We start from the raw sequence: 17,165 nt of genomic DNA, 5'->3' as shown, positions 1-17,165 counted from the left end.
CGCATCTTTGGTCTATTTTATAAATATATTTGGTATTATTTTAAATTTTATTTAAAATATAAATATGAGAAGAATATTCGCCAGAGGATTTTGCTTTCCTATTGGATTTCAAACCAATCCAGGAAGCTTTGATAAAATTCATTTTTCCAGATTGGTATTTTTCAGAAAGTAGGGCTACATAAAAAGCATCAAACTTCATTGGTAAAACAGATTGTAATTTGAAATCGTATTTAGAAAATATTTTTCGAATTGCCGTTTTTGAAAAATGCCAAAAATGAATAGGAACATCAAAAGCAGCCCAAAATTGTTTGTAATAATGGGCATCATACGATTTAAAATTGGGTACAGCAATAATCAATGTACCTGTAGGTTTGAGTAATCTTTTGAGTTCCACAATTTGTTTTTCCAAATCAGGCACGTGTTCTAACACGTGCCACATCGTAATTACATCAAAAGATGCTGATGATAATTCATTGGTAGTATCAACAAAAGGTACTCCTTTGGCTTTTGCTATTGTTTTGGCTTTTTCGTTTGGCTCTACTCCTACTGTTTTCCAGCCATTTTGTTGAGCAACAAATAAAAAATCGCCAGTTCCAGCACCAATATCGAGAATCATTCCTTTTTGTTTTTGATTATTATTAATGATAGAGAGTTTGTTTTTGAGAGCAATACCTTTTACAACATGATATGCTTTTTCAAACAAAGATCTTTTAGCATCGGTATGAGAGATATAGTCTTCGCTTTCGTAGTATTTATCCAAAACATCTAATTCAGGTTGAGGATATGTAATCAGCATATCTAACATTTGATCATGATACAATTCAAAAGTTTCTTGAGATACCGAATAATCCTTAGTTGTTAAAAAATGTTTATGTTTTGAAATGTCCATTATTATGTTTTTTATGTATTATATATTCTGTTATTTTATAAAAAGCTAGTCAATACAAGGCTTCACGGTATAGTTTCACGTGGAACATTATATATTAAATCAATATCATCTTCCAATATGAATTAATAAAACGGAAATATCACTAGGTGAAACACCACTAATTCGAGAAGCTTGAGAAACCGTTACAGGTTTGATTTTGTTTAATTTTTGTCGGGCTTCGATAGAAAGCGATTTGATTTTGTCATAATCAAAATGTTCAGGAATTTTTAAATCTTCTAACCTTGTCAATTTATCAGCGTTGTTTCGTTCTTTTTCAATATAGCCAGAGTATTTGACTTGAATGGCTGCTTGTTCTAAAATTTCTGTATCCAATTGATGTGTTTCAATATACGATTGCACTTTGGATAATTGTTGCATATCGGATAATTCCATTTGGGGGCGTGAAAATATTTTAAATAATTTATCACTTTGAGAAATAGTAGCAGAAGCTTTAGCTTCTAAAATAGGATTAATTTCAGCAACTGTTACAGAGGTCTCTTTAAAAAATTGAACCATTTTTTCAGATTCAAGAAATTTGTATTCCATTCGTTTCATTCTTTCATCAGATGCCAAACCAATAGCATGCCCTTTTGGAGTCAATCGAAAATCTGCATTATCTTGACGAAGCAATGTTCTATATTCAGCACGAGAAGTAAACATACGATAAGGCTCTTCAGTGCCTTTTGTAATTAAATCGTCTATAAGAACCCCAATATAAGCTTCATCTCTTTTTAGGACAAAAGGATCTCTATTTTGTACTTTGAGAGCGGCATTAATTCCGGCCATCAAACCTTGAGAAGCAGCTTCTTCATAACCCGTAGTCCCGTTGATTTGACCAGCAAAAAACAAACCAGAAATTAATTTAGTTTCTAGTGTATGTTTGAGTTGTGTGGGTGGAAAATAATCATATTCAATAGCATATCCAGGGCGAAAAAATTTAACTTTTTCAAAACCAACAACAGAACGTAGGGCTTTAAATTGAATATCTTCGGGTAATGATGTAGAAAAACCATTTACATAAACTTCAACAGTATGCCATCCTTCGGGTTCGATAAATAATTGATGCCTTTCTTTGTCTGCAAAACGATTGATTTTATCTTCGATAGAAGGACAATATCGGGGGCCAAGACTTTTAATACTTCCATTAAACATTGGCGATCTATCAAAACCTTCACGTAAAATATCATGTACCTCGTTTGAAGTATAAGTCATGTAACACGATTTTTGAATAGCAAGCGGTTTGGTTAGATTAGAATAGGAAAATTTATCGGGAATAGCATCCCCTTTTTCTTCGTTCATTTTGGAATAATCCAAAGACCGACCATCTACCCTAGGAGGAGTTCCCGTTTTCATTCTACCAGATTGGAAACCAACTTTTACTAAATCTTCCGTAATACCAAAAGCAGCACGTTCTCCAGCCCTACCCCCACCAAATTGTTTTTCGCCAATATGTATTAAACCATTTAAAAAAGTACCATTAGTAAGTACAACCGATTTGGTTTTAATTATAGACCCTAAAGAAGATTGTACACCCACAACGGTACCATTTTCAAAAACCAAACCTGTTGCCATATCTTGATAAAAATCAAGATTAGGAGTTCTTTCGAGCATCAAACGCCATTCTTCTGCAAACCTCATTCGGTCAGATTGAACACGAGGAGACCACATGGCAGGTCCTTTAGATTTATTCAGCATTTTGAATTGGATAGCAGTCAAGTCAGACACAATACCAGAGTAACCACCAAGTGCATCTATTTCACGAACAATTTGTCCTTTTGCAATACCACCCATAGCAGGATTACAGGACATTTGAGCAATATTTTGTAAACTCATCGTAATCAATAGAGTTTTGGAACCTAAATTTGCAGCCGCTGCAGCGGCTTCACAGCCCGCATGTCCACCACCTACTACAATAACATCGTAAACTTCTTGAAACATTTTTTATATATTAATTGTTCCACGTGGAACATTATTAAAAATTTTATAGTAAACACTTATTTGTTCCACGTGGAACAAATTTTTACAACTAATAAAACTATTGTTCCACGTGAAACAATGCAAGTTTTTCGTCTTCTTTTGAACGCATGATAACTTCGTCATCGGGAGATTTATCATTATAGCCACAACAATGTAAAATACCATGAACCATAACACGAATCAATTCGTTAGCTAAAGTTTCCAGATATTCCAAAGCATTTTCACGAACTCTATCAATACTTATAAAAAAATCACCAGCAATTTCGTTGCCAAACGTATAATCAAAACTAATAATATCTGTATAATAATCGTGTTGTAAGTGTGTTCTATTGATGTCTAAAAGATATTCATCATCGCAAAAAATAAAGTTTATTTCACCTAAAGTTTTATTTTCAGATTCAATAACTTGTGTGATCCATTGGGAAATAACCAATTCGTTCTCTAATGAAAAATCGGTTTCGTAATTAAATTCAATCATAATTTATGGTTTAAAATAGTGTTGTACCCTTTGATGAAACTCTGTTTGAAAGGGAATGTTTTGACGTGTTAATAATTCAATACTTTTGATGTATTGTTGCACTTGAATAGGTAAAGTCGATTGATTTGGAACAAACGGCTTTGTATTAGTTTGAGATTGTCGTTGTTCTTCTTCACCTTGTTCTTGTATGGCTTTATCCAATTTTAAAAGTTCTTGCTTTATATTTTTAATAGATTCAAGTATATTGTTTTTAAATCCTTTATTTAATAATTGTTTTTCGATATCTTTCATTTGATTAATAGCATTTTGACCACTACCTCCTACTCCATTTTTATCCAATTGTTGCTGTAAAGCATCACGTAAAAGTTGCTGTTCTTTATAAATTTGCATAATCGCTTCAGCGTCAGATTCACCAATAGATCCATTTTGTGAACTACCTTTACTATCATTGTTATTTCCGTTCTTTCCAGAAGATCCTTCACCTTGCTGACCTTCAGAACCTGATTGACCTTGAGCACCATTTCCAGGTTTTGATCCAGTTTCGCCACCAGGTTGCTTGCCTTTGCTTTGCTGTTTTTTTATCTTATCGCCAATTTGTTCTTGTTTCTTAATAATGTCTGGCAATTGCATACCAGAACTGGACCCTTTACCAGATTTAGAGGAGCCTTTTCCAGCCCCATTCATATCCATTTGCATATTATTTAACATAGAGGCCAACATATTGGCAAGAATATTAGCACTTGAAATGGTATAATGCTGGTCTGAAACTGCTTGATAAACCTGTGCTTCAACTAAATGTGTAATTGACTTATCAAGAGAATAAGCTATATTACCAACTTCTTTTGTAACTTTTTCAGTTAGTCGAGCATTTCTTAAAGAGAAAGCAAACAAACTATCATCTATATGTTTAAATTGAATTTTTAGGTTTTGTTGTAGTTTTAAATTTTTATTAAAAGCAATAGCATTTGATTTCAATCCACGAAAATCTTTCATAACCTCTTCTTGAGCAAATGAAAATGTTAGAAGATTATCCAAAATTTGTCTTAAAACTTTAATATCTTCTTCCAATTGTTCTTGCTCGCCAGCATCCATTTGTTGAGACATTTTTTGACTCATCTCTTTCATTTTCTTTGCAGCATCTTTTTGTTTGGGTTTAGCTTTCTCTTTATTATTTTTTTGCAATGCTTCTTTAGCTTTTTGTAAATCATCAGACACACTTTGTTGTTCCTCCTCTTGATTTGGAAGATCAAGTGGCGATTTTAATTGTTGGTTTTCCTTATCTAATTGATCTAATTCGTTTTTAATTTTATCAAAATCTTTATTGATAGCCTCTTGTTTATCAGCAGCATTTTGTTTATCATCTTGTGCTAATTTATCTTGTTTATTAGATAAATCGTTCAATTGATCCGCTATTTGTTCTGCCTTTTTTTCTACATAAAACTTTTTGGTTAAAGCTACCAATTGCTCTAAAGTTTTTGTTTGGTTTTTTGAATTCTGTTTAAATTGATCTAATTTTTGAAGTAAATCCTCTTGCTCTAATTTATTATTAAGTTGTTTTAATTCCTCTAAAAGTTGTTTGTTTTTATCAACGTCTTTTTGGGAGTTATCCAAGCGTTTCAATAATTCATCTTTAATTTTATCTTGTTTAGCATCCTGATTTTGTTGTAAATTAGATTTCAATTTTTCAGTAAACTCACGCATCATTTCATCTTGTTTGAGTTGATTTTTTATAAAATTATCAATCTTTTGTTTGTCTTTAAAATCAAGAATATCCTTTTCTTTATTCAATTTTTGAATTTTATCTAGTTCAGAAAGTTGTTTGTTTTGTGAAAGTAAAGATTTTGAAAGACTGTTAATAGTATTGTTTTGTTGTTGTAATTGTTGGACTTTCAATTCAGATGCAGTATGAATAGTATTTGAAAAAACATCAGACTTTGTAGATTTGAAATGATGTGGTGCATCATTGTCAAAAACTTCAAAATAATATTCATACGTAATACCAGCTTGAACAGGAAGATTACTTGGAAAAGCAAATACAAATTGATCAACAAGCTTGTTTTGTATGGCTATTGTTCCACGTGTAGCCTTTTGATTTTGACCAATGGGATAATATACAATTTGTAGTTTTGATAAACCATAATCATCTGCAATTTGACCAACTACATAAGGTTTATTAATATGTAATGAATCAGGTACTTGTGAGACATTCATTGTTGGAAATTGGTCTTTTATTACTGCAATTTGATAACTTAATTTTTCAAAATTTTTAAGTTTATTATTTGATGTGAATATCTGATAATCTGTATTTTGAGTAATAATTTTACTTAATTTAAAAGAATTATTTTCATGTAAAAAAGGGCTATTATATACACCATCAAACCAAGTAATGTGTTGAGTAGCTATTGTTTGTAAAGACCAAGTAATTGTTGCCCCTTCAGGAATGATGGCATTACCTGTACCAGATATTGATTGCGGTTTCTTATTCAAATAAGCAGGAAACTGTACAAACATATTAAAATTAGAAATAGTAGGTACCGTTAATACTTCTAAATGATAAAGAGGAGAAAGAACTTGATTAGAACTCAATTGAAATGAAAGAGATTTAGAAGGATTATCAAATGTAAAATAAAATTCATTTTGATTCGATTTTTCTAAAAAATAGGTTTCATTTTCAATTAAAATACTAATATTATCTGGTATAACAGATCCTAAAGTTTTAACTTTTAAAGTAAAATTCTCGTGCTGTTGGGTTTGTAAAGAAGCATTTTGAATAATAAATTGATAAGGTGCTGGTGGCGAAAAAGGGGTATTGAAATGCACTACCCTATTGAAACTTTGTGTTAATAAAACACCATGACCACTAATATAAAAGAAAATAAAAAGTAAAATAGGTAATAAAACTAAAGGAATGAACTTTTTATTTTTAGAAAAGTGAATAGCATTAGAAAAATTAAAAGGTTTAAGTGAAAGGGCACGTTGATGTATTGCAGCTAACAATAAATCAGATTGTGTAGTATCTTGAGAGAGTTGTAAAAAATTCAATAATTTATCATCGACATCAGTAAAATGAGTTCCAATAATGGAAGAAGCAGCAATATAATCAATACCTTTTTGAAGTTTGAATAGCTTAAATAAAGGGAAAAATAGGAAGCGAAGTAACAATAAAAGTTCGACAAAAAGGAATAACCAAAATAAAATAGCACGAAAAAAAGGGGATAACCAAAAAAAAGATTCGATTATCAATGTAAATAAAAAATATAAAAGTCCTATTCCTACGAAAAAAATACTGCCTCGTAGCAATTCATTAGTATAGAATTTTTTAATAAAAAGTTCTAATTTATCGAAAATTAATTGAACATTATTTTCCAAAATAACATGTTTATAATAACCGATAAAAGTAATAATTATAAAGTAAAAATAATAATATTATTTAAAATATTAACAATGAAAAGGAATTGTATATTTGCAAAGAAAAAAAAAAGAAATGTCAAAACAAGTACGAGTGCGATTTGCACCAAGTCCGACAGGACCTTTGCATATTGGAGGCGTAAGAACTGCCTTATTTAATTATTTATTTGCTAAAAAAAATAATGGTATCTTTTATATAAGAATAGAAGATACAGACCAAAACAGATTTGTAGCTGGAGCAGAACAATATATTTTTGAAGCATTGGAATGGTTAGGCATTGCACCTGATGAAACAATAGGTAAAAATGAAAAATTTGGACCTTACAGACAATCAGAAAGAAAGGCAATTTATGAAAAATATATTCAAATTTTAATAGATAATGGTGCTGCCTATTACGCATTTGACACTACTGAAGATTTAGAAAAGTACAGAAAGGAATATGAAACAGCTGGCAAAACTTTTATATATAATCAAGAAAATAGAGCACAATTAGATAACTCGTTACAATTATCAAAAGAAACGGTTCAATTGAGAATTGAAAAAGGAACGCCTTATGTAATACGTTTTAAAACACCTTCAAATAAAGTATTAGTATTAGAAGATATGATTAGAGGATCAGTAAAATTTGATACTAACTTATTGGATGATAAAGTATTATACAAAAGTGATGGAATGCCTACGTACCATTTGGCAAATATAGTTGACGATCATTTAATGGAAACAACTCACGTGATAAGAGGAGAAGAATGGTTACCATCGATGCCGTTACACGTTATGTTATATGAAGCTTTTGGATGGGATGCACCACAATTTGCACATTTACCATTAATTTTAAAACCTATTGGAAATGGAAAATTATCCAAAAGAGATGGAGATAAAATGGGGTTTCCAGTATTTCCGTTAGAATGGAAAACAGCAGAAGGAATTTCGAGTGGTTATAAAGAAAACGGATATTTTCCTGAAGCAGTAATCAACTTTTTGGCATTACTAGGTTGGAATGATGGTACAGAAAAGGAGCTTTTTACATTGGAGGAATTAGCTGCTAATTTTGATTTGAAAAGAATTCATAAATCGGGAGCCAAATTTGATCCAGAAAAAAACAAATGGTTCAATCATCAATACCTTCAAAAACAAAAAGAGGAAGATTTAGCAAAATGGTTTGCCCCTACCCTAGCATCAAAAAATATCAGTATTGAAAATGAAAAATTAATAAAAATAATTTCATTAACTAAAGAGCGCGCTTATTTTGTAAATGATTTTGAAGCTTTGACAGATTATTTTTTTGAAGCTCCAAAACATTACCAAGAAAAGGCATTGAAAAATTGGAAAGCTGATACATCAAAATTGATGGTGGATTTGATAAATGAATTAAATAAAATTGAAATTTTTGAATCGGAAGTAATAGAAACTAAAATAAAAAACTGGATGACAAGCAATGAAATCGGAATAGGAAAAATTATGCAACCATTTCGCTTGTGTTTGGTTGGAGATTTGAAAGGAATACATCTTTTTGATATTGCAGCTATAATTGGAAAAGAGGAAACAATCCGAAGAATTGAATTAGCAATAAATACTTTAAAAATTTAAATATATTAAGAAAATTATTAAATTTAGAAAATGAAAATACAATAAGTTGCATTTAAGACATTTAAAAAATTAAAAGGTAAACTATTTCAATTAAAAATTAAAAAGGCTTTAAAAGTAATTAAAATGCTTGAATATTTATAAATTATACTGATATATTACTAAATTACAATAAATAATATTTATTATAGAAATTATTGATAAAATATTAAAACTATATAATAAAAAATAATAAATAAAAAAAAATGAATATTTACTTAAAAAAAAAGAGACTCAAAAGAGTCTCTTTTCATTATAGTTAATTTAAGCCACTAATTTATAAAAAACAATAAAATATAACACTAACAAAAATAAATAGATTAAAATTAAAATAATAGTGTTGTTTTATATAAATAAAATTTATAAAAATTACAAAAAAAATAGTAAATATTAATTATCATTATTATTTATAATAATAATAAAGATAATTAAATTTTTATATCATGAATAAAATTCAAAACAATATCATTTTTTTCGATAGAGGCCAATTGATTAATTTCATTTTGATATTTGAAAATTAATGCAAATTTTGATAAAACTTTTAAAGCATACAAACGAACAACATATACATTAGATTTTAAAGACATCGAAATTAATTTATCAATTTGATCATTTTCAATATCAGAAATAGTAAGTACATTAGAATGTAAAAATATTAAATTTGAAAATAATAAAGCATTGTTATCATTTTTTATATTTTTGATAATATTTTGATGTAAAAGAGAAAAATTCTCAATACTTTGAATATTTTTAATGATAATATCTAAAAAAATTTGTGCATTAATATGATTTTGTTCTTTAACATACTTATTAATTTCTTTTTGAGTATTCATCAATAAATTTGCATCCAATTTACCTTTTTCTTCCCAGGAATCTTTGAGCCCAACAGTTTTGTTAAATACTAATTTAGAGGTAGTTACATCAGTATCTACAACAAAATACCCTAAACGTTGAAATTGAAAATGTTGTCCCGCTTCTACATTTTGTAAACTAGGTTCAACATAAGCAGTAACTATTTGTAAAGATTTTTGATTAATAAACGAAAAGAAATTTTTTTCTTTATGACTATCAGGAGCTTCGTCTAAAAATAAACGGTCATATAAACGAACTTCTGACTCTATAGCGTGAGCAACAGAAACCCAATGCAAAGTTCCAGCTACTTTTCGTTTACTAGCTTCAGAACCGCTACCACTTAAAGAATCATTGTCATAAGTAGCAAAAATAGTAGTAATTTTACCATGTTCATCTTTACTAACAGATTGAGCTTTAATAATATAAGCATTTTTCAAACGTACTTCGGTAGTTAAACTTAATCTGAAAAATTTAGGTGGAGCAACTTCTAAAAAATCTTCCCTTTCAATAAAAATTTCTTTAGAAAAAGGTAAAGTTCTGAAACCAGCAGTAACATCTTCAGGGTTATTTTCGGCCTCAAGCCATTCCACATGGTCATCTGGATAATTAGTAATAATGACTTTTATAGGATCTAAAACAGCCATCACACGAGGTGCTGTTTTATTCAAATCCTCACGTAAACAAAAATCCAATAAGGAAATATCGATAATATTTTCACGTTTTGCAACACCAATTTTATCACAAAAATTACGAATAGCAGCTGCAGTATAACCACGACGACGCAAACCAGAAATAGTAGGCATACGTGGATCGTCCCAACCTGTAACAATTTGATCTTGAACTAATTGTAATAATTTACGTTTACTCATTACAGTATAGTTCAAATTCAAACGTGCAAACTCATACTGATTAGGATGCACTAAAGTATTGTCATAAATTTGATCTAAAAACCAATTATACAACTCCCTGTGCATAACAAACTCTAAAGTACAAATAGAATGAGATATTTGCTCTATATAATCAGATTGACCATGAGCAAAATCGTACATAGGATAAATTTTCCATTCATCTGCTGTTCGGTGATGGTGTCTGTGTAAAATTCTGTACATCAAAGGATCACGCATGAGCATATTGGAAGATGACATATCAATTTTTGCACGTAAAACATGACTGCCTTCGGGGAAATCTCCTCTTTTCATGGCTTCAAATAAAGTCAAATTGTCTTCGACAGAACGATTACGGAAAGGACTATCGGTGCCAGGTTGTGTTGGAGTTCCTTTTTGAGAGGCAATCACTTCAGCAGATTGAGAATCGATATAAGCTTTACCTTTTTGAATTAATATAACAGCCCAATCATATAATTGTTGGAAATAATCAGAAGCATAACACTCTTTATCCCATTGAAAACCAAGCCATTGCAAATCTTTTTTGATGGCATCTACATATTCTTGTTCTTCTTTTGCTGGGTTGGTATCATCAAAACGTAAATTGACTGGAGCCTGGTATTTGATGCCTAAACCGAAGTTCAAACAAATTGATTTAGCATGTCCAATATGAAGATAACCATTAGGTTCTGGTGGAAATCTAAAACGTAACTGATTTTGAGAAAAACCATTTTGAAGGTTGTCCTCGATAATTTGTTCTATAAAATGAAGAGATTTTGGTTCTACTGACATAAAAAATAATTATTTTAGCAAAGATAAAAAAAAAGGATAGAAGTAAAGAGGATAACAGAATGATAATGAAAATATTTGTAAATTTGTAAAGACAACATATTATCAATGATTAATAAGTTATAAACAGGAAATAATTCCACATGAAATTAATGACTATTTGAAGCATTATTATATAATATACAAGAATTATCTTAAATAAAAAAAAGCAAATAGGAAGGACATTTAAGAGAACAAGAATTAGTGAAAAAACGATTTTTAAAAAAAATTAGAAGATTATGAAAAATTGTAGCTTTGAAAATTTTATATTTTATTTATTTTTCGATAAATAAAAAAGATAAAATATAAAGTATTTATGTCATCACGTGAGATTATCCACAATAAAAACAAAGTAAATAAAAATAAAAAATGGGTATAATAAAATTAGAAAATATAAGAACTTTTTCCTATCATGGATGTTTAATTGAAGAATCAAAAATAGGATCAAATTATAAAATAGATTTAGAAATAAAAACAGATTTACGTATTTCTGCAGAAAGTGATTTATTGTCTGATACAGTTGATTATGTATTATTAAACAAAATTGTAGTAGAAGAAATGGCAATTAGAGCAGCATTATTAGAACATGTGGCACATAGAATTATTAAGAGAATTTTTAAGGAATCGGCAGCTGTATCAAGAGTAAAAGTAGCAGTATCCAAATTGAATCCACCTATTGGTGGCGATGTGGCAGCTGTAACCATTGTAATGGAAGAATATAGAGAATAAAAAAAACCTCCCAAAAAGAGAGGTTTTTAGAGGCATCGTCCGGATTCGAACCGGAGTAGGAGCTTTTGCAGAGCCCAGCCTAGCCGCTCGGCCACGACGCCTTGAATAATAGACTGCAAATGTACTAATTATTTTGAATTAAAAAAATAAAATTATCTACTTTGGTTCAATTTTTTCTAAAGCATTTTTAACTAATTTCTGATCACTTGGAAACCAGCCTTGTAGCATGATTGTAATGCCAAAAATAATTAATATAAAACTAGTAATTTTTTTGATTAATAATACATTTTTTACAGTCATTTTGTTTTTTAACTTTTTTGCTAAAACTATTTTTAGTACATCTACCAATAAATAACTTATAATAACTGAACTAAAAAACAAAAACAATCGAGAAGATTTGAGTTCTAATTGTGGACCAAATGTAATAAAAACCAATAACCAAAAGCCAAGCACCCCCACATTTATAAAATTGAGAATAAATCCTTTAATAAATAAATTAAGATAATTTTTTTTGATAAGTTCCGTATCAACAACTTCTTCTGGATCGGCTTTTTTTAATTTTAAATAAGAAATGATGCCATAAGTAATCATAATTAAACCACCAAAAATATAGAGTGCTGGTTCGTCCTTGATATTATTTATTAACCTATAACTACTAAAATAAGCTATAGCAATAAAAAAAATATCTGCAGAAACTACACCTAAATCAAAAATCATGGCAGCACGAAATCCCTTTAGAGCAGATGTTTCTAAAACAATAAAAAAAACAGGGCCTATCATAAAAGCCAATAAAAACCCTAAAGGAATACCAAGTAAAATATCTTGAATCATGAAAAAAAATTTATACTGACAAATATAATAGAATTAATATAAATTACTCAAAATTATCGATTTGATTGAATAATTTTGCCGCCAAGAATCGTTTTCTGATTGACTTGTTTAGGATTACCAAAAATAGTAATAGTACCTCCTGCCCTCACCTTTGCATCTACAACATCTGTTGCAAAAACAGCTGCTTCGCCACCTGTAGTAATAGATACTGCGGTTTGAGTAGTTTCAAACTTTTGAGCATCTAAAATACCACCTGTTCCAATAGTAGCATCTAATACACTAGTTGTACCAGAAATAGATATTTTGCCTCCTGAAACAGCTCTAACTTTGGCTCGTTCCACATCTAAAATCATAATTATTTCACCACCTTCTTTGGTATTCAAATCCAACATAGTTTGTTTTATAGGTTCATCACAAATGATATAAGAACCTTCTGAAGCATCAATGTATTGTAGATTTTTAAAATACAATTTAATAGTGATGTCCTCGCCTTTTAACAACTTTTTGAAACCCATTCGCAATTTAAGTTCGCCATTGTTGTTTACCAATTGTACCTCCTCTGCCCTATCGCCTTGAATTTCAATAACATTTTCATCAGATGGAATAAGTTGTACATTCAATTGATCAAAAACCTTCAATTGATTAAAATCGCCCATGTTTTTGGTTATCTGACTTGATAAAGATTGTGATAATAGCAATAAAATAAATATTTTTTTCATAATTCAATAAAATAATGTTTTTTATTCAAAACGTTTGATAAACGTAAAATCCAATTGTTTTTTAATTAAATCTGCATTTTTAACTTTAACAAAAATTTGATCGCCTAATTGTAATAAAGCTTTTGTAGAAGCACCAACAAGGGCATATTGTTTTTCATCAAAAGTATAATAATCCTCTTTGATGTCTCGAGTTCTAACCATACCTTCGCATTTATTTTCGACAATTTCTACATAAATTCCAAATTCTGTAACTCCTGAAATAACGCCCAAAAATTCTTGGTCTTTATGATCTTGCATATATTTGACTTGCATATATTTGATGCTATCTCTTTCGGCATTAGTAGCTAGACTTTCCATATTAGAACAATGCAAACACTTGGTTTCATATTCGTCCTCATCAACAGATTTTCCGCCGTCCAAATAGAATTGAAGCAATCTATGTACCATAACATCGGGATAACGTCTTATAGGCGATGTAAAATGACTGTAATAATCAAATGCTAACCCATAATGACCAATATTTTGAGTAGTATATTTGGCCTTGCTCATAGAACGAATGGCTAAAGTATCTATCAAATTTTGTTCTTTTGTACCGTGAACGTCTTGCATCAATTGATTTAAAGCTTTTGAAACATCGCCTTTTTTGAAATTGACTTTATAACCAAATTTAGAAATTAAATCTTGCATAGCAAAAAGTTTGTCTTCATTGGGTTCATCATGAATACGATAAATAAAAGTTTTCTTTTGTTTTCCAATAAATTCAGCAACTTTTCTATTGGCCAAAAGCATAAATTCTTCTATCAAATGGTTGGCATCTTTAGAAATTTTAAAATAAACCCCATCAGGATTGCCGTCATCTGACAAATGGAATTTAACTTCGACTTTATCAAAAGAAATAGCACCATCAGCCATGCGTTTTTTTCGTAAAATTTTGGCCAAAGTATCCAATTTCAAAACAGCATCTATAACGGGTTGTGCTACTTCATAAGCCGTTCCTGTTATAGAAATAGCAGAAGGTATTATAGTATCTGATTGATTTTCAATTAAATACTGTGCTTCTTCATAAGCAAATCGTTGATTAGAATAAATAACAGTTCTCCCAAACCATTCTGAAACCACTTGTGCTTGTGAATTGATTTCAAACACAGCAGAAAAAGTATATTTTTCTTCATTTGGTCGAAGAGAACAAGCAAAATTACTTAAAACTTCGGGCAACATGGGTACTACCCTATCCACCAAATAAACAGATGTGGCTCGTTGATAAGCTTCGTCGTCAAGTATCGTATTTTCTTTCAAATAATAAGAAACATCTGCAATATGAATACCAATTTCAAAATTACCATTTTCTAAAACCTTATAAGACAAGGCATCGTCAAAATCTTTGGCATCTTTTGGATCAATAGTAAAAGTAAGCGTATCTCGCATATCTCTTCTATTAGCAATTTCAGATTCTTGTATAGAAGTATCTATTTTTTGTGCAAATAGTGTTACATCCAAATCAAATTCAGAAGGCAAACCATATTCCGCTAAAATGGCATGAATTTCTGTATTGTGTTCGCCAGGTTTACCAAGTACTTTAATAACCGCACCAAAAGGGCTATCGGCTCGTTTTGGCCAATCTTCAATATGCACTAAAACAACATCGCCGTGAGTAGCATCGCCAATTTTATCCTTTGGAATAAAAATATCAGTGTACATTTTAGGGTTGGCAGTGGTAACAAAAGCAAAATTTTTTTGAATTTCAATCACTCCTACAAACTCCGATTTGTGTCTTTCTATCACTTCAACTACTTCGCCTTCGGGTTTTTTGCCTTTTCTACGGTTATAAACATATACTTTTACCGTATCTTTGTCTAAAGCATGATTCAAATTATTATTTTGAATAAAAACATCATCATCTAAATCAGGACAAACAAAATAAGCGGTTTTTCTACCTGTCATGTCAATAACACCTTCATAATAATCTTCGCTTTCAGCTTTAATCAAATATTTACCAGGTTCAGATTCTATAATTATTTTTTGCGAAGCTAATATTTTCAAATCTTTTATAATTTGATTCCTACCTTGCGTATCATCTAATTTGAGTTTGAGGGCCAACTGTTTGTAATCAAAAGTTTTATTAGCTTCTTTTGCTAAAATTTTTAATATTTTATCAGCAAAATGGCTGTCTTTATTGCCTATCTTTTTTTTCTTTCTTGTCATTGGTACAATTACTTCATTATTTTTTTTAAAAGACTATTCGATGTCTTAAAATTTCAGTAAAGATAATTGTTTTAATATTTATGAAATACATTCTAATCAAAATTTTAAATTTTTTTAACGTAAAAGGTTTTCAACATTAATTAAATAATAAAAAAGATTTTTTAAATTTTAAAATAAAAAATGGTGCTTATTATGGTTTGTTAATTGTTAGTATAACTTTTATATCAAAAGTTTTGAATTTACGAAACACTTAGTTTATCAAGATGTTATTAACAATGTTATTATTTATAATTATTTTAAAAACAATACATTACATTCAATTATTCACTTATGTTGATAACTAAAAAAGGATTTAAAATGTAAATAAGTTTTTTATTTAAAAATAGGAATAAACTGTTGATAAAAAAATAAAAAAATAACAAAACTAAATTTGGATATTAAATTTCAATTTTTGATTACATTAATTTTATAAAAAACCAAAAAAAAGTTCTTTAATTTTATTTGAAGTTATTAACAAACATTGTTCAAAACAGCTATATTGATAACCAAGTAATTACAAAATTTATCAACAATGATAAATACTGTTGATAAACATGTTATTTAACTGATAATCAATACATTATATTTTATACCAAAAGGGTTTCATTTTCAAATATAATAAAAATATAAGATAGTTTGATATAAATATTGATAATTTCAAATAAGGTAAAAATTAAAATTTCGAGCTTTATAAAATAGCTTAAATATTAAGTAATACTTATTTTAAAAAATGCTTAAATTTGCCAATCAAAAAAATATAAACAAACAACGATGAATATTTCTATTGGAAACGACCACGCAGGGCCAGCATATAAAAATGCCATTGTAGCCATGCTAATAGCACAAGGACACCAAATAACCAACTATGGAACAGACAGCGCAGACAGTGTGGATTATCCAGATTTTGCACATCCTGTAGCCATGGATATAGCCCAAAAAAAAGCCGATTTTGGCATTGTTATTTGCGGATCGGGCAATGGAATAGCCATGACGGCAAATAAGCACCAAGAAGTGAGAGCAGCCCTATGTTGGACAAAAGAAATAGCGGCCCTAGCACGCCAGCACAACGATGCTAATGTGTTGAGTATTCCTGCTCGATTTACAGCTATTGAGCAAGTTTTAGAAATAGTAAACACTTTTTTACAAACTTCATTTGAAGGCGGGCGACACCAAAATAGGGTAAATAAAATAGCTTGTAATTAAAAAATAGCATATAATAGATGGGTATGTTATAAATTTATTATTGAATTAATATTACAATGCTGTTTAATTAAGTATTAATTTGTCTCAATAATCTTTGTCAAAGTTTTAAATTTTGAAAAATATTAATAAAAAATATTTTATAAGTTCCTAATTAATTACTTATTTAATATAAATGAAATTTTATATTAATAAAAAATATTTTAAATAATAGTCAAATTTTATTATTAAACCCGTTTTGCGTTAGGGATAGCGGTAGAAATCCATTTAGAAGCCCCCAGCCCCCCAAAAGGGTGTGTTATTTTGCACGAATATAGTTTCTGAATGTGATTATCAAAAAAAATTATTTCACAATGTGATATTTCTTTTGGAGTTCAATGAACGTTGTTTGCAACGGATTGCCCGACCCTTGTGGGAACGCCAAAAAAAAATTAATTGTATGGGCTGTTTTATACCAAATATATTT

Annotated in this window: 11 protein-coding genes and 1 tRNA gene; 3 read left to right on the top strand and 9 right to left on the bottom strand. The window is 29.5% G+C overall.

What is annotated here, in order from left to right:
* Positions 1-40: 40 nt before the first annotated feature.
* From B0A58_RS02225 to B0A58_RS02210, 4 genes are all read right to left on the bottom strand, one after another.
* Positions 41-889, bottom strand: a complete 849-nt coding sequence (locus B0A58_RS02225; protein ID WP_089079700.1) for a class I SAM-dependent methyltransferase — start codon at positions 887-889, stop codon at positions 41-43.
* Positions 890-994: 105 nt separating this feature from the next.
* Complete coding sequence (gene mnmG / locus B0A58_RS02220) at positions 995-2,866, bottom strand: tRNA uridine-5-carboxymethylaminomethyl(34) synthesis enzyme MnmG (RefSeq protein ID WP_089079699.1); 1,872 nt, start codon at positions 2,864-2,866, stop codon at positions 995-997.
* Between the two features lie 97 nt (positions 2,867-2,963).
* Positions 2,964-3,383 carry an rRNA maturation RNase YbeY gene (gene ybeY, locus B0A58_RS02215; RefSeq protein WP_089079698.1) on the bottom strand — a complete coding sequence of 140 codons (420 nt, stop codon included), beginning with the start codon at positions 3,381-3,383 and terminating at the stop codon, positions 2,964-2,966.
* 3 nt (positions 3,384-3,386) lie between these two features.
* Positions 3,387-6,752, bottom strand: a complete 3,366-nt coding sequence (locus tag B0A58_RS02210) for a hypothetical protein (RefSeq protein ID WP_089079697.1) — start codon at positions 6,750-6,752, stop codon at positions 3,387-3,389.
* A gap of 115 nt (positions 6,753-6,867) precedes the next feature.
* Here B0A58_RS02210 and gltX point away from each other — a divergent pair, with 115 nt between their 5' ends.
* Complete coding sequence (gene gltX / locus B0A58_RS02205) at positions 6,868-8,379, top strand: glutamate--tRNA ligase (protein WP_089079696.1); 1,512 nt, start codon at positions 6,868-6,870, stop codon at positions 8,377-8,379.
* Between the two features lie 464 nt (positions 8,380-8,843).
* On the opposite strand, the gene B0A58_RS02200 is transcribed toward gltX, so the two are convergent.
* Positions 8,844-10,943: a glutamine--tRNA ligase/YqeY domain fusion protein gene (locus tag B0A58_RS02200; protein ID WP_089079695.1), complete on the bottom strand. Its 2,100-nt coding sequence runs from the start codon at positions 10,941-10,943 to the stop codon at positions 8,844-8,846.
* A gap of 405 nt (positions 10,944-11,348) precedes the next feature.
* Between B0A58_RS02200 and folB the strand changes: the two genes are divergently transcribed.
* On the top strand, positions 11,349-11,708 hold the full coding sequence (gene folB / locus B0A58_RS02195; protein WP_089079694.1) for a dihydroneopterin aldolase: 360 nt from the start codon (positions 11,349-11,351) through the stop codon (positions 11,706-11,708).
* Positions 11,709-11,738: 30 nt separating this feature from the next.
* Here folB and B0A58_RS16350 read toward each other — a convergent pair.
* The 4 genes from B0A58_RS16350 to rnr all read right to left on the bottom strand — a co-directional run bounded on the left by B0A58_RS16350 (position 11,739) and on the right by rnr (position 15,460).
* Positions 11,739-11,809: transfer RNA gene (locus B0A58_RS16350), tRNA-Cys, on the bottom strand.
* Positions 11,810-11,864: 55 nt separating this feature from the next.
* Positions 11,865-12,539 carry a LysE family translocator gene (locus B0A58_RS02190; RefSeq protein ID WP_014082642.1) on the bottom strand — a complete coding sequence of 225 codons (675 nt, stop codon included), beginning with the start codon at positions 12,537-12,539 and terminating at the stop codon, positions 11,865-11,867.
* Positions 12,540-12,592: 53 nt separating this feature from the next.
* Positions 12,593-13,258 (bottom strand): head GIN domain-containing protein, encoded by a 666-nt coding sequence (locus B0A58_RS02185; RefSeq protein ID WP_089079693.1) that lies wholly within the window; start codon positions 13,256-13,258, stop codon positions 12,593-12,595.
* Between the two features lie 21 nt (positions 13,259-13,279).
* Positions 13,280-15,460 (bottom strand): ribonuclease R, encoded by a 2,181-nt coding sequence (gene rnr / locus B0A58_RS02180; protein WP_089079692.1) that lies wholly within the window; start codon positions 15,458-15,460, stop codon positions 13,280-13,282.
* 810 nt (positions 15,461-16,270) lie between these two features.
* On the opposite strand from rnr, the gene rpiB reads away from it, so the two are divergent.
* Positions 16,271-16,702, top strand: coding sequence for a ribose 5-phosphate isomerase B (gene rpiB / locus B0A58_RS02175; protein ID WP_089079691.1), 432 nt, complete (start codon positions 16,271-16,273; stop codon positions 16,700-16,702).
* Positions 16,703-17,165: the final 463 nt, after the last annotated feature.

This window comes from Flavobacterium branchiophilum NBRC 15030 = ATCC 35035 (genome assembly GCF_002217205.1).
Taxonomy (GTDB): domain Bacteria; phylum Bacteroidota; class Bacteroidia; order Flavobacteriales; family Flavobacteriaceae; genus Flavobacterium; species Flavobacterium branchiophilum.
This window is presented reverse-complemented; position numbering and strand designations above follow the sequence as displayed.

Excerpts from the sequence above, each read along its gene's own strand:
- B0A58_RS02225 (WP_089079700.1), bottom strand. The coding sequence starts at position 889 with ATGGACATTTCAAAACATAAACATTTTTTAACAACTAAGGATTATTCG.
- mnmG (WP_089079699.1), bottom strand. The coding sequence starts at position 2,866 with ATGTTTCAAGAAGTTTACGATGTTATTGTAGTAGGTGGTGGACATGCG.
- ybeY (WP_089079698.1), bottom strand. The coding sequence starts at position 3,383 with ATGATTGAATTTAATTACGAAACCGATTTTTCATTAGAGAACGAATTG.
- gltX (WP_089079696.1), top strand. The coding sequence starts at position 6,868 with ATGTCAAAACAAGTACGAGTGCGATTTGCACCAAGTCCGACAGGACCT.
- B0A58_RS02200 (WP_089079695.1), bottom strand. The coding sequence starts at position 10,943 with ATGTCAGTAGAACCAAAATCTCTTCATTTTATAGAACAAATTATCGAG.
- folB (WP_089079694.1), top strand. The coding sequence starts at position 11,349 with ATGGGTATAATAAAATTAGAAAATATAAGAACTTTTTCCTATCATGGA.
- B0A58_RS02190 (WP_014082642.1), bottom strand. The coding sequence starts at position 12,539 with ATGATTCAAGATATTTTACTTGGTATTCCTTTAGGGTTTTTATTGGCT.
- B0A58_RS02185 (WP_089079693.1), bottom strand. The coding sequence starts at position 13,258 with ATGAAAAAAATATTTATTTTATTGCTATTATCACAATCTTTATCAAGT.
- rnr (WP_089079692.1), bottom strand. The coding sequence starts at position 15,460 with ATGACAAGAAAGAAAAAAAAGATAGGCAATAAAGACAGCCATTTTGCT.
- rpiB (WP_089079691.1), top strand. The coding sequence starts at position 16,271 with ATGAATATTTCTATTGGAAACGACCACGCAGGGCCAGCATATAAAAAT.